Raw genomic sequence first — 17,582 nt, forward strand, 5'->3', positions numbered from 1 at the left:
GTGGCTACGCACTCACCGCCCCTTGGCGGCGCACCAGCGTCTCATAGGCAAGCGTCTCGAAACGGCCCAGCATCTCTTCGACCCCGGCGAGGTCGTCGTCGCGTGCGAGTTGCTCCATCTGCGCGCACGCATTCGCCAACGCCGCCTCGTGGATCAACGCAAACGAACCGCGCATGGCATGAAGCGTATCGAGCGCCGCTTGCGTGTCATGCGTGCTCATAGCCTTCTGCAGCTTTGCCAGCGACTCCCCCAGCGACTGCTTCAATGCCGCATGCACGCCCGGCGGCAGTGGTCCCTGCGAAATGTCGCGCTTCGCCGTCCTGTCGCCGGGCGGAAGCGTCCCGGACGCCTCCGCTCCGATCGAGCGACGCAGAACCTGTTCCATCGCGTCGAGCAAAATCGGCTTGAGCAGCGTGGCATCGATTCCCGCGTCCTCGCATCGTCTCTGCTCTTCGGCGCCGACATGCGCCGTCGCCGCGATGATCGGCGTCGTCGCGCCCTGCCCGCGCAGACATCGCGCCAGCGTGTAGCCATCCATGCCAGGCATGTTCAGATCCGTCATTACCACGTCGTAGTGCTGCTCGTTAAAGCACCGCAGTGCGGTTGCGCCGCTGTCGGCCATGTCGGCCCGGTATCCGAGCAGATCGAGTTGCGCAACGATCAGTTCACGGTTGGCGGGTTGATCGTCGACGACGAGGATGCGCAGAGCCGCCGTACCGGCAGGCGCTGCGTCCCGTTCGACACGCTTCTCCCCGCTGTCGGCGGCCGACGCGGAGGCGCTCGTATCGACCCGCAGCGGCAGCGACACCACGAACGTACTGCCGAGTTCGAGCGAGCTCTTGACGATGATCGAGCCATTCATCAGCCGCGTGAGGCGCGAACACAGCGCCAGCCCGAGTCCGGTGCCGCCATAGCGGCGCGCGATCGACGAATCCGCCTGCACGAATGCCTGAAACAGCGTCTCCTGCTGGGCGGGCGTCATGCCGATGCCGGAATCGATCACGCCGATCATGACCGGCGAGCCGTCGACGGTCTCGTCCTTGTGATACACCTCGAGCAGCACGTTGCCGGTCTCGGTGAACTTGATCGCATTACTGACGAAGTTCGCCACAATCTGCCGAATCCTGGTCGGGTCGCCGAGATAGTACGGCGCGATCGAATCGTCGATCATGCATTCGAATTCGAGCCCCTTCGCATGCGCCATCGGCGCGAAGATCGCACCGACCTGGCGAATCGTTTCTGCAAGATCGAAACGGATCGCCTCGATCGTCATCTGTCCGGACTCGACCTTCGAAAAGTCGAGAATGTCGTTGATGATGTCGAGCAGCGCCGTCGACGACGATGTCACGACATGGAGCCGCTCGCTTTGCGCGGGCGACAACGACGAACGGCCGAGTAGTTCGAGATTGCCGAGAATCGCATTGAGCGGCGTGCGTATCTCGTGGCTCATCATCGCGAGAAACGCGGACTTCGCATGGTTGGCCGCATCGGCCGCCGCCCGCGCCTCTTCGAGTTTGCGCTCGGTGTTCTTGAGCTTCGTCACATTCGAGAAGCTGCACAGCAATACGTCTACGCTCCGATACTGCGTGCGGACGAGACTCACGAGCAGATCTTCAACGCCGCCATTCGCGAGTCTGAACGGCAGTTGCAAGCCCGACTGCCACGCAGGGGCATCGGGCGAACGGTCGTAAAGCTCGAGTAGCTGAAAACGCAATGGCCGCTCATCGGGATGAGCGTTTGCTCCATAGCTGCGCATCGCGTCGCTCTCGAGCAGAATGTCTCCGCTTTCGAATAGCAACAGCGCGAATCCCTCGGGAGCCGCCGCAACCATCATGCGATTCAGGCGCTCGCTTTCGAAAATCCGCCGCGAGTACTCGAAACCCGGCTTGAATATCTTGCGGTCGAGCAACAGCAGGATCGTCCAGAGAAATCCGATCACCAGCAGGACGGCCAACGTCAGAAGCGTGATGCGCGGCCAGAACTCGGCGAGAACCGTACGCCACGTAAATGCATAGACCAGTGTCCAGCCGACATGCGAAACCGGCGCACTCGCGATAAAGAGACCGCCAAGACGACGCCGCTCGATTCCCTGCCGGCCCGGCGCCCAAGGCTTCGTCCGCAGTACGCGAGCCTTCAGCGCACTATCGCGGCCTGCCGGCCCGGCATCGAGCACCACCTTGCCGGATGCGTCGACGATCAGCGAGATTTCGTCGTCGAGCGGCTCCTGCGCCGGATGATCGAACAGCAGTCTGACTGGAATGGTGCGGACAAAGATAAGGAACGGCGTACCGTCGGCAAACGCGGGCAGAACCATGCGAATGACCTGCTCTCCGGTAAACCGGTCGGTAATCGGCGGCAGCAGGATCAACTCCCGCTCGGTTTCCAGACGCCTCAGCGTTTTTTTCTTGCTCAGGTCGCCGATATCCGGCCTGATCTGATCGAGCAGCGCCCGCACGCTTGGGGCATCGCCTGCATCGAGCGGGTTGCCCGATGCGGGTGCCGGATAAATCGACATGAAACTGTAGTCGGGCGTGTAGAAATATCCCGTCACCGCATCAGGACCTTTCAACACAGCATAAGGGCCGACGCGATAATCGAATTCACGGGTCATCGCCAGATACGGCGCGAATGTCTGGGCTGGCCGCTCGTTCGTGACGTCGCCCAACGCCAGCACGGGTGGAAAATCGGCGTGTTGCTGCAGAAGAATGCGCCCGTGCTGCGCCGCAAACTGCTCAACGACACTGGATGGCGGCGGCTCGCGGCGCTCCCATGCCGACTCTTCGTGCAGAACGGTGTACCGCAGAATGCTCTCGAACTGGAGCAGTTCCAATTCGAGCTGCGTCTTCCTGACAGCGAAACCGATATAGCGATTGTCGATGTAGTCACGCACCATCAGGTAGATCACGGTGCCGCCCAGCACCAATAGAACGACCGTCATCGCAACGCCGGCTCCGTACAGCAACGCTCGCTGATAGCGTTTCAGGACGGCTGGCACGCGATGCGATGTTTGGCCTTCCTCACCGTCGTCGAAATCTTTGTTCCGTGCTTGCATCGCGCCCCAGTCTGCGGATTCGAAGTGACGTCGGAATCATATGACCATTTACGGCGTCCTGCACCTGAGCGGCGATAGATATCGCTTGCCATGCCGTCGAAACGAACGAGCCGCACAAGAGCACAACGACAACGCGTGACACTACGTTAGTGCCGCGCCTTCGATAGACCCACCGCTCTTCTCACTTCTGCGCCGGCGTCCGCAGCGAATTTCCGGCGAGCCATTTGAGCCGTTCACAATTCACTTTGATTCGTGCGTCGAACTCCTGAGGATCGCGCTCGCGCAGTCCGTTCATGCTGCCGATGTTGCTCTGCGCGCGCTGCCAACCCGTCTGCCAGTGCTGATCGAAGTGATCGGCTTCGGGCAGTCTCTTTCTGAGCTTTTCCTTATACGCATCGACGCGCTGCGGCGATATCTGGCAGAACGTCTGCGCGAAATTCGCGCGCTCGCCCGCCGTCTCGACTTTCATGTTGTCGCTTTCCTCGCTCGCCCTGCCCGCCACAGGCGCGGCCAGCGACAGCGTCAGAACCGATACGGCGACGATCAGCACGCCAGAATAGTCCCGCAGTTTTTGCATCATCGTCTCCTGACGGCTCGTCATCATGTTCAGAGAATTCACCGGGCTTTCGCAAAGCTCGCCTGCCGCGTTACACGGATGTGTCCTGATTGGACAGCAGCTTGGCGTTTTCGCGCGCTATCCGAAGCATTGCATTGGCGCCATCCGGTGCTACGCTCGGAAAAGCAGTCTTCGCAACGTGCGCCGTCATGCCACGACGGAACCCGAAGCCAACAGATCACCGTGCGAAGCGCTTTTTCCGATAAAAACGCCAAACATCGCTGGGGGGAGTCATTGCGATGAAATTTAGAACATATACCGTACTGACGCTAATTGCGACCAGCAGCGCTGCATTTGCATGGCAGCCGCTTACCTATCCGATCCGCAGTCAGAGTCCCTATGCGCGCGGCGTCGACACCGCGCTGTGTTACGCGGAAGCAGCCCGCGTGAGCAAGGTCAACATCGTCCACGAGTCGCAGATTCCACCGCGCCCGGCACCGGTCGCAAAGGGCTCGTCGACGGGCGCGCCGGCCAAGCCGCCGCTGCCGCCCAGTTCCTTCTCCGCCACGCCGCTGCCGTATGCCGCCAGCATGCCGGACGCCGCGAGCTTGCCGATCGCGGCCGCGCCTGGTGGGGCATCGTCGGCGAAACCGGCCAACGATGCCTTGACAGGTGCCGGCGGTGCACCCGGCGGCGCCGCCGCGGCCGCGGGTGCTTCGGCCACCGCGACTACGACCACGGCGGCTGCGGGCACGAGCGCGGGAATCGGCACGTTAGGCGAGGGAATCGGGGCATCGGCAGCGGGAATCGGCCCGTTGGGCGCATCAGGCGCATTGGGCACAGCGGACGCATCGTTGCAAGCGAGCGCGGCATCGGACGTCAAACTGCCGCCGCTGCCCGCGCCCGAGCCGCCGATGACGCGCTATTGGGCCGCCTACGGCGCATGCATGCAGGCGCGCGGCTACGTGGTGCAGTAATCGCAGTGATCGGTGAGGCTTGCGAGCCTCGTTGCCGTTACGTGTTCCTTTGACAGAGGCGTCGTAATTGAACGCCCGCGAGCGACCGGCCATGTCTACATATCCCGCTGCCAATCAGCCAGAGCCCCGACGCTGCAACAATTGCGGTGCACCGATCGTCGGCCGCTTCTCGCCTTGTCTTTCGTGTCATTCGCTCGCGCTGGAGGGGTCTGGTGCGCATGCTGCCTCAGTGCCGGGTTTGTACGTCGAGCCGGAGAATCCGCCGCGGACGGGGCCCGCCAGGCTGCCGGCGCGCAGCATCTGGCACCGTTCGCCGGACACGCTCGTCTATCCCTACGATTCAATCGACGAAGCCGAGTTAGCCGCGCAAGCAGGACGGCGCACGCGCAACCGCATCGTGCTGGCTGCGTCGGTGCTGGCGGTGAGTTCCGCCGTGTACCTGATCTGCATCCATGACGGCGACTTGCGCGTGGCGCCGCCGGTTGTGGCGAGCGGCAATGTGTCCACGGTGTCCGCGCAGAACGGCAAGGCGTCCGTTGCTGTCGATGGTGCCGGGAAAGCCAAGGCGAATGCTGGATCGTTGCAGCCTGGGAGTGACGCGCCACGCGTCGCCGCGGCCCGGCCTTCGGCGGTCACACCGGCGGCGGCGTCGCTGCCCGAACCGCGCCGTGTCACGCCGGCAGCGCCGGACGCCGCGCGCGTCGCTGCCGCTCAGCCCATCGCATCGACACCCGAGCAGCACCAGGTCGTGTCGGCAACGTCGGATGCCACGCACGTCACGGCCGCTCAGCCGATTGCCGCGAAAGATAAACCGCATGCCGATGCTTCGCCGAGCGTCATCGCGCTGCAACAGCAACAACGGCCGCAGCCCGCCATCGCTGCGCAACACCTCGCATCGGCCCAGCCCGCAGCGGTTACACCACAGGTCGCGGCGACACCCGAGCAGCACCGGGTCGTGTCGGCAACGCCGGATGCCACGCACACCATTGCCGCTCAGCCGATTGCCGCGAAAGATAAACCACGCACCGATGCTGCGCCGAGCCGCGTCACCGCGCAACAACAGCAACAACAGCCGCAACCCGCCATCGCCGCGCAACACCTGGCATCAGCCCACCCCTCAACAGCCACACCACCCACCGCATCGCAGCCTCAACAGCACCGCGTTTCGTTGGCGAAGCCAGATCTCACACGCCTCGCCGCAAATCCGCCAATCAGCGCGGAAGAGAAACGTCGCGCCGAAGCCGCGCGATATCTGCGAGCGGCACGTATCAATCTGAAGGCGAACAATCTGTCAGCGACGAAATCGCGCATTGCCGCGGCCCTCGCCGCGCAGCCCGACAACCGCGAGGCACAGCGCCTGCGCGCGACGGTGCATACGCTCGAACAGCAACGCGATGCGCTGCTCAGCCTCGCGCGCAGCTGCGGTTCTATCGGACACCTGGCTTGTGCGTCGCGCGACGCCGGCATCGCGCTGCAAATCGATTCGAGCAGCAAGACGGCACGGCGTCTGTCGACACAGGCCACGCGCGAATCCGAACTACAGATCGCGCCGTCAGCCGACACCGCGACCGAACCGCTGCCCGACGTGCGCAACGTCAACACGCATCATTGACGTTGCGCTAGCGCAGGGGCGTTGCAACGCGCGAAACCGCGCCTCGCAACGCCCCGAGCCGCGGCACCGGTTCGGTTCACCAACTCACCGGCTCACCAACGGCCCATAAAAGACAAGCGCCCGCAGCCATCGGCAGCGAGCCGATCACTACGGGCGCGAAACGAAGCACATCAACAACACGTCGATCCGCCAGGAAACTGCGGATCGCTAACCCATCACGATAACTCGCACACCGTGACCGGCACACGCGTCATGACTATTCGTGATGCTCCAATGCCGTAAAGCCCGCCAGCGTGACAAGCGCGTCGCGGCGTGCGATCTGGTAGTCCGAGCGCACCATTTCCTTGACCAGTTGCGCAAACGACGTGGTCGGCTTCCAGCCGAGCCGCGCGTGCGCCTTCGACGGATCGCCGAGCAGCGTTTCGACTTCGGCCGGCCGGAAATAGCGCGGATCGACCCGCACGATCACATCGCCGGGCGACACCTTGATCTCGCGCCCTTCCACCTTTTCGACGATGCCGACCTCATCCACGCCCGTGCCCTCGAAACGCACGGTGATGCCCAGCTCAGCGGCCGCATTCTGCACGAACTGACGCACGCTGTATTGCTCGCCGGTCGCGATCACGAAATCTTCAGGCTGGTCCTGCTGCAGCATCATCCACTGCATTTCCACGTAATCGCGGGCGTGGCCCCAGTCGCGCAGCGCTGCCAGATTGCCGAGATACAGCATCTTCTGCGTGCCCACCGCGATGCGCGCGATCGCGCGCGTGATCTTGCGCGTCACGAAGGTCTCGCCGCGCACCGGCGATTCGTGATTGAACAGAATCCCGTTGCACGCGAAGAACCCATAGGCCTCGCGATAATTGACCGTGGTCCAGTAGGCGAACAGCTTGGCGACCGCATACGGGCTGCGCGGATAGAACGGCGTGGTCTCGCTTTGCGGCACCTGCTGCACGAGCCCGTAGAGTTCCGACGTGGATGCCTGATAAAAGCGCGTTTTCTCCTGCATGCCGAGAATGCGGATGGCTTCGAGAATGCGCAACGTACCGAGACCGTCGGCATTGGCCGTGTATTCCGGTTCCTCGAACGACACCGCGACATGGCTCTGCGCGGCGAGGTTGTAGATTTCGTCCGGCTCGACGCGCTGGATCACGCGCAGCAGGCTGGTCGAGTCGGTCAGATCCGCATGGTGCAGAAAGAGCCGTTGCTCCGGTTCGTGAGGATCGCGGTAGAGATGATCGATCCGGTCCGTGTTGAACAGGGACACCCTGCGTTTGATGCCGTGTACGATGTAATCCTTGGCGAGCAGCAACTCAGCCAGGTATGAGCCGTCCTGTCCAGTAATGCCGGTGATCAGCGCAACCTTGCGTTTCATGGAACCTTCCCCCAAATAGTGTTTGGCGATGCCTATCCGAACCTCGAGCCCGCGCCGATCCCAGGGCGAAACCGCACACGGCCGCGGCACACGGCATTGCGCCGCGGGCCGCGCCGTCAACCGGCAATGCTGTCGTAGCCGTAATAGCCGCCCTGATATCCCGAACCGAGAAACGCGGCTTCCTGCGGCACATCGGTCAGCAGCACGCCGCGCATGGCCACACCGCCGTTGCGCAACCGTTTCGCGGTTTCGATGATCTCGTGCAGCGGCTGGCGGCCGTGGCGCACCACCAGCAGCGTGGTGCCCGCATATCGGCCGATCAGCGTCGAGTCAGTCACCGCCAGTACCGGCGGTGTATCGACAATAACGAGGTCGTACTGCGGCTTCAGTTCGTCAAGCAACATTTCGAAGCGTTTGCTCATCAGCAGCTCGGCCGGATGCGTCGGCAGCGAGCCCTTGGCCAGCACGTCCAGACCGGGCAGCACCTCGCGCTGGATCATCGAGTGCAGATCGCCGCCGCTCAGCACGTCGGACAGGCCCGGCTGATGGGAGATGCCGAAGTGCGAATGCACGTCCCCGCGCCGCATGTCGGCGTCGATGATCAACACGCGCTTGTTCGCCGACGCGACCAGCGCCGACAGGTTCACCGACAGGAACGACTTGCCCGCGTCGGGCCGCGAGCCGGTAATCATCACGACGTTGTTGGCCGCGTGATCGAGCGACAGCTGCAGCGACGTGCGCAGGTTGCGCACGCCTTCCACCGCGAGATCCCCAGGCGCCTGGTGCGCGAGCACATGCTGGCCGCGGCGGCGCTGCGCCACGCTTTGCTGCAGGCGCAGCTGGGTCTGACTGCGCGGCACGGCCGCGAACACCGGCACGCCGAGCATGCCTTCGAGGTCGTCGGGCCGCTCGACGCCGCCGTACATCGCGCGCTTGAGCAGGATCAGCAAGATGCCGAGCCCGAGGCCGCCGCCGAGCGAAACCAGGATCGCCAGCATGCGCCGCGGCCGCACCGGATCGTCAGGCGTTTCGGCGAAGTCGACGACCCGCACGCCGGCCACCTGCCCCGCCTGCGTCGTGCGCAGTTGCTGCACGTTGTTCAGCAGACTGTTGTATTGCGTGGTCTTCTCGTCCACGTCGTGCTTGAGCCGCTGCGCGGTCTGCTCGGTGTCGGGCATCGCCGTCGCACTGCGCTTCATGGTGGCCTGCGCGCCCTGCAACGCGGCGATCTGCGCGTCGAGCGCGGCCACCGACGGATGGCTCGGCGTGAAGCGCTGCAACAGCTCCACGCGCTGCTGCTGCAGGTCGAGCAGGCGCGCCTTGTTGTCGGCGGACTGTTGCAGCATCAGCCGGCTCTCCTCGCCGGGATCGACCGTGCCGTGCTCGTTGCGGAACTTGCTGTAGCGCTGCTCGGCGTCGTCCAGATCCTTGCGCAGGGCGGGCAGTTGCTGCTCAAGAAATGCGAGCGTGTGGCGCGTTTCGGTCGAGCGGCTCGCCATGTCCTGACGCACGAACTGCTGCGCCATGTTGTTGACGATCGCCGCGGCCAACGCCGGATCGCCGCCTTCGAGGCTCATCCGGATCACGCCGGATTGCGGCGCGGTCTCCTGCACGAGCATGGTGTTCTGCAGGCGGTCGACCGTGCCGAGCGTCGAGGCGCGCGCGAGCGTGAAGCGCGTGCCGGGCGCCCCGACGAGCCGGTCGACGTGCAGCACGATCGGGCCGTCGGCGGTATCGGTCTGCACCGTCTCGCCGACCCGGCCCGACAGGATCGCGCTGCCGTTCGGGTCGCGCAGCACGAAGGTGTTGTCGGCCCCCGCCACCAGCGTGAAGCTCGCGTCGTACATCGGCTTCGCGGTATCGAAACGCGACACCGCGATGCTCTCGTTGCCCCACGCAAAGCCCGACAGCTTCATGAACGACGGCAGCCTGAAGCCCCATCGGCCCCATCGTCCATTCGCGAGACCCGCGATCCTCGCACCGACGAGCGGCAGATAACGCGGCGTCGCCGTGATGTCGAGGTGCAGCGTGCGCACCGCCTCCTCGACGACGAGCCGCGACTTCAACAACTCGATCTGCGCGGCCGTCGACGGCTTCGAATCGGCGCCGCCGCCGACCGGCGGCGACGCGCCGTTAGCGACGCCGGTCGGGTTGGCCGTCCGGTCCTCGACGTGGAACAGCACGTCCGCGCGGTACGTCGGCGGCGCGAGCAACGCGTAGGCACTGCCGAGCGCGAGCGCGATCAGCGTCACCGTGAGAATCGTGCGCCGACCGCGCACGATCGTGCGCAGGTAGTCCGACGGACGCAGACGGCCCGGACCGGGCACGTCCGCGTAACCGGGTTCGAAGCGGGCTTCGAACCGGTTCTCAAAGCGGTTCTCGTAGCGGCCTTCATAACGGCCGTCAAAGTGGATTGCCATGTTGTTCACCCCGACAAGACCTGGCGGTGCGCGTTACGCGCACCGCTCTTACGTCACTTCCCGACGATAACCCCCGTCACCGCCGCGTTGATCGCCGGCAACAGCAGGTTCAGCACGCGGTTGAAGCGAACCAGGCCGCCCTGGCCGACGTACACGATGTCCTTCGGCTGCAATTGGAACTGGTTCGCGAGCAGCATCGCCACCGGCGAGCGAGCGTCGAGGTGATAGATCTGCGGCGAGTCGCTGGTCGAATTGCGGATCACGAACAGCTGTTGCGCGGCGGCCGTGTTCGAGTCGAAGCTGCCGCCGTCGGAGATCGCCTGCGAGAGCGTCAGCGAGCCGTTGCGCAGCGGCAGCACCGTGGCCGGCTTGTTGACCTCGCCCATCACGTACACGCCGCTGTCCTCGCGCGCGTTGACCCGCACCATGTCGCCCGCCTGCAGATAGATGTCCGACGGATTGTGGCCGTGCTTGATGAGGTCGTCGATGTTCAGCGAATACGTATGGCCGTTGCGGATCAGGTCGACGCGGCTGCGGTCCGCGGTCGTCGTGAAGCCGCCGCTCAGGCCGATCGCGTTGGTCAGCGACATCGGAATGTCGTTGACCGACTGGCTGCCGGGCGTGCGCACTTCGCCGTCGATCATCACCTGCGCGTTACGGAACGACGCGACCCGCACCGTCACTTCGGGCTTCTGGTACACCTTGCTCAGACGCTGATGCAGTTCGCGCTGAATCGACGCGACGTCCCTGCCCGCCACGTGCAGGGTGCCCGCATACGGAAACTGCACGTCGCCGCTTTCGTCGATCAGGAAGCCCGGAATCGCATCCGAGGGCCGCGAGGTCTGCGTCGGCTGCCCGAGCGCGGCCGCGAGTTCCGGGTGATCCCACACGACGATCTGTAGCACGTCGCCGGGGCCGACCTTGTACGCGGTCGGCTTGCCGAACAGCGCTGCGATATCGGGCGGCATCGTCATGGCCTGCTGGTCGGCGTTCATCTTCTTCAGCAGCGCCAGGTTAATGTCGGTGATCGGAATCTGCTGCTGCGAAGCTTCGGTGGGACTGAAATCCCCTCCCGTGTCCTGCACCGTGGCCGGCGTAATCATCCGTTGGCCCGGTACACTGCCGCAGCCGGCGAGCAGTGCGGCACTCGCGAAAACCACCATCGTTCCCGCACGAAAACCCAGTGAGTTCATGATCCTTCCTCCTTCGCCCCGAGGCGTTTTTTATCGACTGCTTAGTAAGCGTTTCGATGAACCAGTCCTGCGACGATCGTCGCGCCGATGATCCGCATGTCGAGCGCGAACGACCAGTGACCGAGGTAGTACAGGTCATGTTCGACGCGACGTTCCATCTTCTCGATGCGGTCGGTTTCGCCACGGAAGCCGTTGATCTGCGCCCAGCCCGTGATTCCCGGTTTGATCCGGTAGCGATTGATGTAGCCCGCGACCACCTTCTGGTAGAGATCGTCGTGCTCGAGCGCATGGGGACGCGGTCCTACGACCGACATGTCGCCACGCAGCACGTTGAAAAATTGCGGCAGCTCGTCGAGGCTCGTGCGGCGCAGGAACGCGCCCACTTTCGTCACGCGCTTGTCGTTGCGCGTCGCCTGGCTCAAGGTGCCTTTCGCTTCGGTATGCAGCCGCATCGAGCGAAACTTGTAGATCGTGAACACGCGCCCGTCCGCGCCCTTGCGCTTCTGTTTGAACAGCACCGGCCCGCGCGAGGACAGCTTCACCGCGATCGCGATGCCGAGCAGCAGCGGCATGAGCCCGAGCAGCGCGCTCGCCGCGAACAGCCGGTCGAAAATCTCTTTCTTCAGCATCGCGTTGGCCGACAGCGGCGAGGCGACCAGGTTGATCGCCGGCACGCCGAGCAGATCGACGACGCCGCTGCCTTCGAACAACGCGTGACTGCGCACGTCCGGCATGAAGCGGATGTTGACGAGGTCGTCGCGGAACTCGTCGATCAGCGCGCAGATGAGCGGCTCCTCGGAGAGCGACAGCATCAGCCAGAGCTCGTGGACGTCGTTGGTGCGGATGTAGTCAGCGAGCGCGTCGACGCGCTCGAACACCGGCACGCGCGAATTCGTCACCGCGGAATCGTCCGGCCGCGTGTTGTAGACGGCCGTGGCGCGAAAGCCCGCGGTCGGCGCCGACTCGATACGGCGCAGGATCGCATCGCACTGCGAACCGCTGCCGACAATCGCGACCTGATGCAGGTTCATGCCGGCGCCGCGCGCCCGCGCGAGCACCGCATGCGTGACGAGCCGGTAGGCGATCAGCAGGCCGCCGGTCGTCGCGGTCCAGTACGAAAACCACAGCCGCGAGACGATGTCGATCCGATGCAGCGAATACATCAGCGCCAGCGCGCAGGCCTGCACGATCAGCCACGCGAGCGACACCTGGCCCGCGAGCCCGAGCTTCGAGCGGCCGCGCCACGATTCGTACACGCCGAAGGCGGGAAAGATCGCCAGCGCGAAGGCGGCGGAAAACATCGCCAGCGCCCAGTAGAAGCCCGATTGGCCGAGATAGTCGAAGCGGATTTGCGACGCCACGGCCGCACCCGCCAACACCAGCGCGACATCGAAAATTCGCGCGAGCAGATCCTGAAACTTGCGCATGTTTGCTTCCCTCGTATTGCCTTTTATGTTCGCCAACGGGGCGTATCCATGCTGCTTACGGGCAGCGGCCGTAGTTGTCGTTGAACCTCACGATGTCGTCCTCGCCGAGATAGGTGCCGGACTGGATTTCGATGATTTCGAGCGGCACCTTGCCGGGGTTTTCGAGCCGGTGACGCGTGCCGAGCGGAATGTAGGTCGACTGGTTTTCGGTGAGCAGGAACTGCTCTTCGCCGCGCGTGACGAGCGCGGTGCCGCGCACCACCACCCAGTGTTCGGCGCGGTGATGATGCAGTTGCAGCGACAACTGCGCGCCGGGCGTGACGACGATGCGCTTGACCTGAAAGCGCTCGCCGTGATCGATCGAATCGTAAAAGCCCCACGGGCGCCGCACCTTGCGATGCGCGTCGGCTTCGGGCGCGTTCTGCGCCTTGATGCGCGACACGAGGCCCTTCACGTCCTGCACGTGCGAGCGGTCCACCACCAGCACCGCATCGGCCGTCTCGACCACCACCACGTTGGCGGTGCCGACGCAGGCGACGAGCCGCCCTTCCGAATGCGCGTAGCACGACACCGCGCCTTCGAAGGTGACGCGGCCGCGCCCGGCGTTGCCGTTCGCATCCTTTTCCATCGCGGCCCATACCGCGTCCCACGAGCCGAGGTCGGACCAGCCGGCTTCGAGCGGAATCACGACGCCGGCGGGAATGCCGGTGGTTGCGGCTGTGCTTGCGGTGTTGTCGATCGGACCGCGGCCTGCGTTGCCGGCCTGGCCCGCATCGATCGTGCTGGCACCGCGCGGCGCGCCCGCCGGCGACTCCGTCAGACGCTCCATCACTGCGTAGTCGATCGAATCGGCGGGCACTTCGAGGAAGGCCTCCGGCGCCGGCCGGAACACCGCGCCGTCCTGGCGGCCGTTCGCGAACGCGCTTTCGCAGGGCGCATGCATGTCGGGGCGCAGACGCGCGAGCGTATCGAGCCACACGCTCGCGCGCATGATGAAGATGCCGCTGTTCCACCAGTACGTGCCGGCCGCGAGGTATTGGGCGGCGAGTTCCTCGGCGGGCTTCTCGACGAAACCGTCGATCGCATGACCGCCCTCGGCCAGCGCCGCGCCGATGCGGATATAGCCGAAGCCGGTGTCGGGCCGCGTCGGCGGCACCCCGAGCGTCGCGATCGCGCCCGCTGCCGCGTGGCGCGCCGCGCAATCGAGCGCGCGCTGCAATGCGGCCACGTCGGCAATCGCATGATCGGCCGGCATCACGATCAGGATCGCGTCGCGGTCCTCCGCGCACGCGAGCGATGCCGCCAGCGTCAGCGCGGGGGCCGTGTCGCGCCGCGCGGGCTCGACGATCAGCCGCGCGTCGATACCGTTCTCGCGCAACTGCTCGGCAATCACGAAGCGATGCTCGTCGCCGCACACGACGATCGGCGAGGCATCGACATGCCAGCTCGCGGGAAAGCCGTCGAGGCGCCGCGCGGTCGCCTGCAGCAGCGAGTCGGAGCCGACCACGTCGATCAGTTGCTTCGGAAAGTTTTCTCGCGACACCGGCCACAGCCGGGTGCCCGAGCCGCCCGCCAGAATGACCGGCACGATATGCGCGCAATGCGCGCCGGCGCCAGCCGGCTCGACAGATCCTGCGCTCACGATGCCATGCCTCAACATATTCGGATTCCTTATAGTCCTGCAAGGTACGAAGGAGAAGACTCCGGTGCGCCGTTTCGCGCGCTCGCCGGGTTGCGTCCTGCGCTGCTACTCGCCGCTCATGCGACGGCTCTGAATCCTGAACTCGGTCGGGGAAATCCGCATGCGCTTGCGGAACACCTTCGCGAGACGGTCGCCATTGCCCATGCCGGTGCGGCGCGCAATCTTGTCGACCGGCAATTCGGATTCGGTCAGCAGGCTGCACGTCACCGCGAGGCGTTCATGCAGCAGAAAACTCGAGGGCGTAATGCCCATTTCCATCTTGAAGCGGCGCAGGAAATTGCGTTCGCTCATGGCCGCGAACTGCGCGGCGTCGGCAATCGAAATCGACTGCTGGCAGTTTTCCTGGAGCCAGCGCGCGGCCGCGCGCACCTTGTCGCCGGGACTCAGCGCGCCGTCCTCGCCGAGCAGCGGCGCGAGGTTCGACGAATCCGCCAGCAGCCGCTCGGCCGCCATGCGCGCGGTCGCGTTGCCGAGGTCGCGCTTGATCAGCGCGAGCGCGCTACGCATCGACTCCAGCCGGTCGCCGAGTTCCGCCGCGCCATGCGTGGCGCTCTCCGGGCTTGCCGCGCTCGCGCCGTTCACGCCGTTCGGTTCGCCCGCCTCCGCGCCGTCGGGCACGTAAGCCGCGTCGAGCACCGCGCGTCCTTCGGCGATCGAGCGCATCATCGACGTGTTGCGGCGTACGCGGCGCAGCCAGCCGATCAGCCGCTCGTCGCGCGCCGCCATCGCCGCGCCCTTGCCGCCCGCGACATACAGCGCGTCGAAGCCGCGGTAATGACGCGCATCGAGCCCGTCGGTCCACACCCGCAAGCCGGACGACGCGGCCACCATGCCGCCGTCGACGGACAGAAACGACACGTCGTAGAGCCACGCACCCGAGCCCGACGTGGAGAGTTCGTTCGCGGCCTGGAAAACCTCGGCAATGACACCCGCGCCTTGCAGCGAGCAATCGTTGAACAGCAGAATTGCAATGCGGCGCACGCCTTTGTTCGGCGCATGCACCCAGCGCAGCATTGCGGACTCGAGACTTGCGCAGGTCATAGCCATCCTCTCAACGGAAAACGATCGACTTCATCTTCTATCGCCACCGGGAATACCCACTCGGTGCACTGGATCATAGCGACGGCTTCCAGCATTTAGCCGCCATGACCGAAAATGCGGACATGTTGGCGCATTAATGGGTGGCCGGTCTGTGCGATTCAGCACCTTGCCGAAGCAACCGCCATATCAATGAATTAATGCGGAATTCTGCATATGGCCGAATATGCATTCGCAAATATTAGGGCAATTCGAAAATTGATTGCGTACGCCAGCGCACACTGCGCGCCTGCTCGAAAAGAGGCCTATTTTAATTTTATCCGACCTTTATTTCGTCTTATCCAGGTTTATCCTTGCCGGAAAACATTGTCTGAGAGTGCAATTCCCTCGACCGGCTTCCGAAGCCGCCGTGCCGCCGGAACGCCTGCGTTCTCCTGAAGATACCGGCCAGGCGGCGCAACGAAGCCAATTCCTCATCCAATTTAAATGCATTGGAAGGTGAATAGATTATTTAATTATTCTCCAATGAAAGCCTTGAATACACAAAACAACAATTAATGTTTCAGACATGAAACATTAAAATCGGATGGCGTTAGCCCGCCGACAATCGAAGGACCGGTGGCGGATTGTGTCGAGCGGAACCCGGTTCGATTCCGCCATGGAATTGCGGAAACGGACTAGGTCTTTTCCGCACGCGCCGGCGCGGCAAGTCAAGGCAAACCGCCGCGGTCTTGCGGCTTTCCGTGAGCACGGCATACGTGCGACCACGGTTTTCCAGCGGGCAAGCGCACATAAGCGTCAGGCGAGTACGGGTTACGATGCCGCAAAGACACGCTGGAGCCGTATAGATGAGTGGCCTGACATGGACCATGCTGATACTGGCCGCGTTGATTGGCGCGCTCCTGTTCGCGACGATCGGCGCGGTACTGTTCGCGCTGCTGCTCGCGAACGTATCGGGACGGCTCGAGCACGCCGATGAAACCCGTCGCGACGCCTAGCTTTTTTTCGCGGCGTCCGCACGAGCCTGGCGGAACCGTGCAACGCTGAATGGAACGCACGCCGCCGAGGCTGTTTCGCCGCGTCTCCCATGACGGGCTCAATACACGCGATGAGCCCGCACATCGCGTTCGTCGCGCTTGCCCGCTATTTTCGGTGTCGCTATGCTCGCGAATGCGCCGACTGCGAGGCGCGCGGCCGGCGGCAAGTCGTCTCGCGCCGCTCGTCGAACCGCCGCACAAGCCGTAGAACGTACAAACACCGCTGACGACACGAGCGGCGCCGAGTTCAAGGAACCACCTCGATATCGGCACGCAACGACGAGCCCCCTCGTCGGCGCAATCGACACGCCCCATCAGAACAACCGTCCGGGAACCCGTCCATGTCCACCACGAGTCTCTTCTTCACCGCCGCGGGCGTCGGCCTCGCGATCGCCGCGCCGATCGGTCCGATGGGCATGCTGTGTATCCGCCGCACGCTGACTGGCGGCCCGCGCGCCGGGCTCGCGATCGGCTTCGGTATCGCGAGCGGCGACGCCGCCTACGGGCTGATCGCGGCACTCGGCCTCGTCGGCATTTCGCAATTCATGCTCGCCTACGACCGTCCGCTGCATCTGCTCGCGGGCCTGTTCCTGTTGTACCTCGGCGTGCGCGCGCTGCTGCAGAAGCCTTCCTCCGACCTCGCCAACGGCGCCGCCGGCCATGGCCATGGTGACGGCCGGCTCGCCCAGATCGGCCGCGCCGGCGCGCTGCGCGCATACGCGAGCGCCTTGCTGCTGACGCTGACCAACCCGCAGACCGTCATCATGTTCGCCGCGCTGTTCACGACGCTCGCGCCACGCGGTGCGTTCTCGCCGGCCATCGCGCTGACGACGGTCGGCGGCGTATTCGCCGGTTCGATCGCGTGGTGGTGTTTTCTCGTGACCGTGGTATCGCTCGCGCGCCATGCGATCGGCACGAAGCTGCGCGGCGCAATCGACCGGATGGTCGGCTTGATGCTCGCGGTGTTCGGCGTGGTCGAGATTCGCCGGGCGCTTTGAGCGGCGGCTGAGGCGGCATGTGGGAAAATCGGACTGCCCGCGCTGGGCACGCTCTCGGTGCGCCCGGTGTGCCCGGTGCTCTCGCTTTACCGCTCCACGCAGCGCGCCATGCAACAACGCGGCACCCGCCTTGCGCTCCGAGCAGGTAGCGGGTCCCGGCTCGACATGAGGCGCACTCGCTTGGCGCCGCACTCC

At 64.6% G+C, this 17,582-nt stretch carries 12 protein-coding genes; 4 read left to right on the forward strand and 8 right to left on the reverse strand.

Going from position 1 to position 17,582, the window contains the following annotated elements:
* Positions 1–4: 4 nt before the first annotated feature.
* Together F3J20_RS04430 and F3J20_RS04435 are read right to left on the reverse strand one after the other, a co-directional pair.
* A complete protein-coding gene (locus F3J20_RS04430; RefSeq protein WP_167036267.1) occupies positions 5–2,938 on the reverse strand; it encodes a response regulator in 2,934 nt (977 codons plus the stop codon).
* Positions 2,939–3,233: 295 nt separating this feature from the next.
* Positions 3,234–3,671, reverse strand: coding sequence for a hypothetical protein (locus F3J20_RS04435; protein WP_345889838.1), 438 nt, complete (start codon positions 3,669–3,671; stop codon positions 3,234–3,236).
* 236 nt (positions 3,672–3,907) lie between these two features.
* Between F3J20_RS04435 and F3J20_RS04440 the strand changes: the two genes are divergently transcribed.
* Together F3J20_RS04440 and F3J20_RS04445 are read left to right on the forward strand one after the other, a co-directional pair.
* Positions 3,908–4,585 carry a hypothetical protein gene (locus tag F3J20_RS04440; protein ID WP_167036264.1) on the forward strand — a complete coding sequence of 226 codons (678 nt, stop codon included), beginning with the start codon at positions 3,908–3,910 and terminating at the stop codon, positions 4,583–4,585.
* 229 nt (positions 4,586–4,814) lie between these two features.
* Positions 4,815–6,197, forward strand: coding sequence for a hypothetical protein (locus F3J20_RS04445; protein WP_167036261.1), 1,383 nt, complete (start codon positions 4,815–4,817; stop codon positions 6,195–6,197).
* 256 nt (positions 6,198–6,453) lie between these two features.
* On the opposite strand, the gene gmd is transcribed toward F3J20_RS04445, so the two are convergent.
* The 6 genes from gmd to F3J20_RS04475 form a co-directional block, all read right to left on the reverse strand.
* Positions 6,454–7,572: a GDP-mannose 4,6-dehydratase gene (gmd, locus tag F3J20_RS04450; RefSeq protein ID WP_167036258.1), complete on the reverse strand. Its 1,119-nt coding sequence runs from the start codon at positions 7,570–7,572 to the stop codon at positions 6,454–6,456.
* 116 nt (positions 7,573–7,688) lie between these two features.
* Positions 7,689–9,992, reverse strand: a complete 2,304-nt coding sequence (locus F3J20_RS04455) for a polysaccharide biosynthesis tyrosine autokinase (protein WP_167036255.1) — start codon at positions 9,990–9,992, stop codon at positions 7,689–7,691.
* A 53-nt stretch (positions 9,993–10,045) separates the two neighbouring features.
* A complete protein-coding gene (locus tag F3J20_RS04460) occupies positions 10,046–11,185 on the reverse strand; it encodes a polysaccharide biosynthesis/export family protein (RefSeq protein WP_205299213.1) in 1,140 nt (379 codons plus the stop codon).
* A 41-nt stretch (positions 11,186–11,226) separates the two neighbouring features.
* Positions 11,227–12,612, reverse strand: a complete 1,386-nt coding sequence (locus F3J20_RS04465; RefSeq protein WP_167036252.1) for an undecaprenyl-phosphate glucose phosphotransferase — start codon at positions 12,610–12,612, stop codon at positions 11,227–11,229.
* Between the two features lie 55 nt (positions 12,613–12,667).
* Entirely contained in the window at positions 12,668–14,272 is a 1,605-nt protein-coding gene (locus F3J20_RS04470; protein WP_167036248.1) for a sugar phosphate nucleotidyltransferase, read from the reverse strand.
* Between the two features lie 87 nt (positions 14,273–14,359).
* Positions 14,360–15,355: a helix-turn-helix domain-containing protein gene (locus F3J20_RS04475; RefSeq protein WP_167282181.1), complete on the reverse strand. Its 996-nt coding sequence runs from the start codon at positions 15,353–15,355 to the stop codon at positions 14,360–14,362.
* Between the two features lie 845 nt (positions 15,356–16,200).
* Here F3J20_RS04475 and F3J20_RS04480 point away from each other — a divergent pair.
* Both F3J20_RS04480 and F3J20_RS04485 read left to right on the forward strand, forming a co-directional pair.
* The gene (locus F3J20_RS04480) at positions 16,201–16,350 is read left to right on the forward strand and encodes a hypothetical protein (protein WP_167036242.1); all 150 of its coding nucleotides are present in this window, start codon (positions 16,201–16,203) and stop codon (positions 16,348–16,350) included.
* 380 nt (positions 16,351–16,730) lie between these two features.
* Positions 16,731–17,387, forward strand: coding sequence for a LysE family transporter (locus F3J20_RS04485; protein ID WP_167282183.1), 657 nt, complete (start codon positions 16,731–16,733; stop codon positions 17,385–17,387).
* Positions 17,388–17,582: the final 195 nt, after the last annotated feature.

Origin of the sequence: Paraburkholderia sp. Cy-641, assembly GCF_011752945.1 — a bacterium.
Classification (GTDB): Bacteria; Pseudomonadota; Gammaproteobacteria; order Burkholderiales; family Burkholderiaceae; genus Paraburkholderia.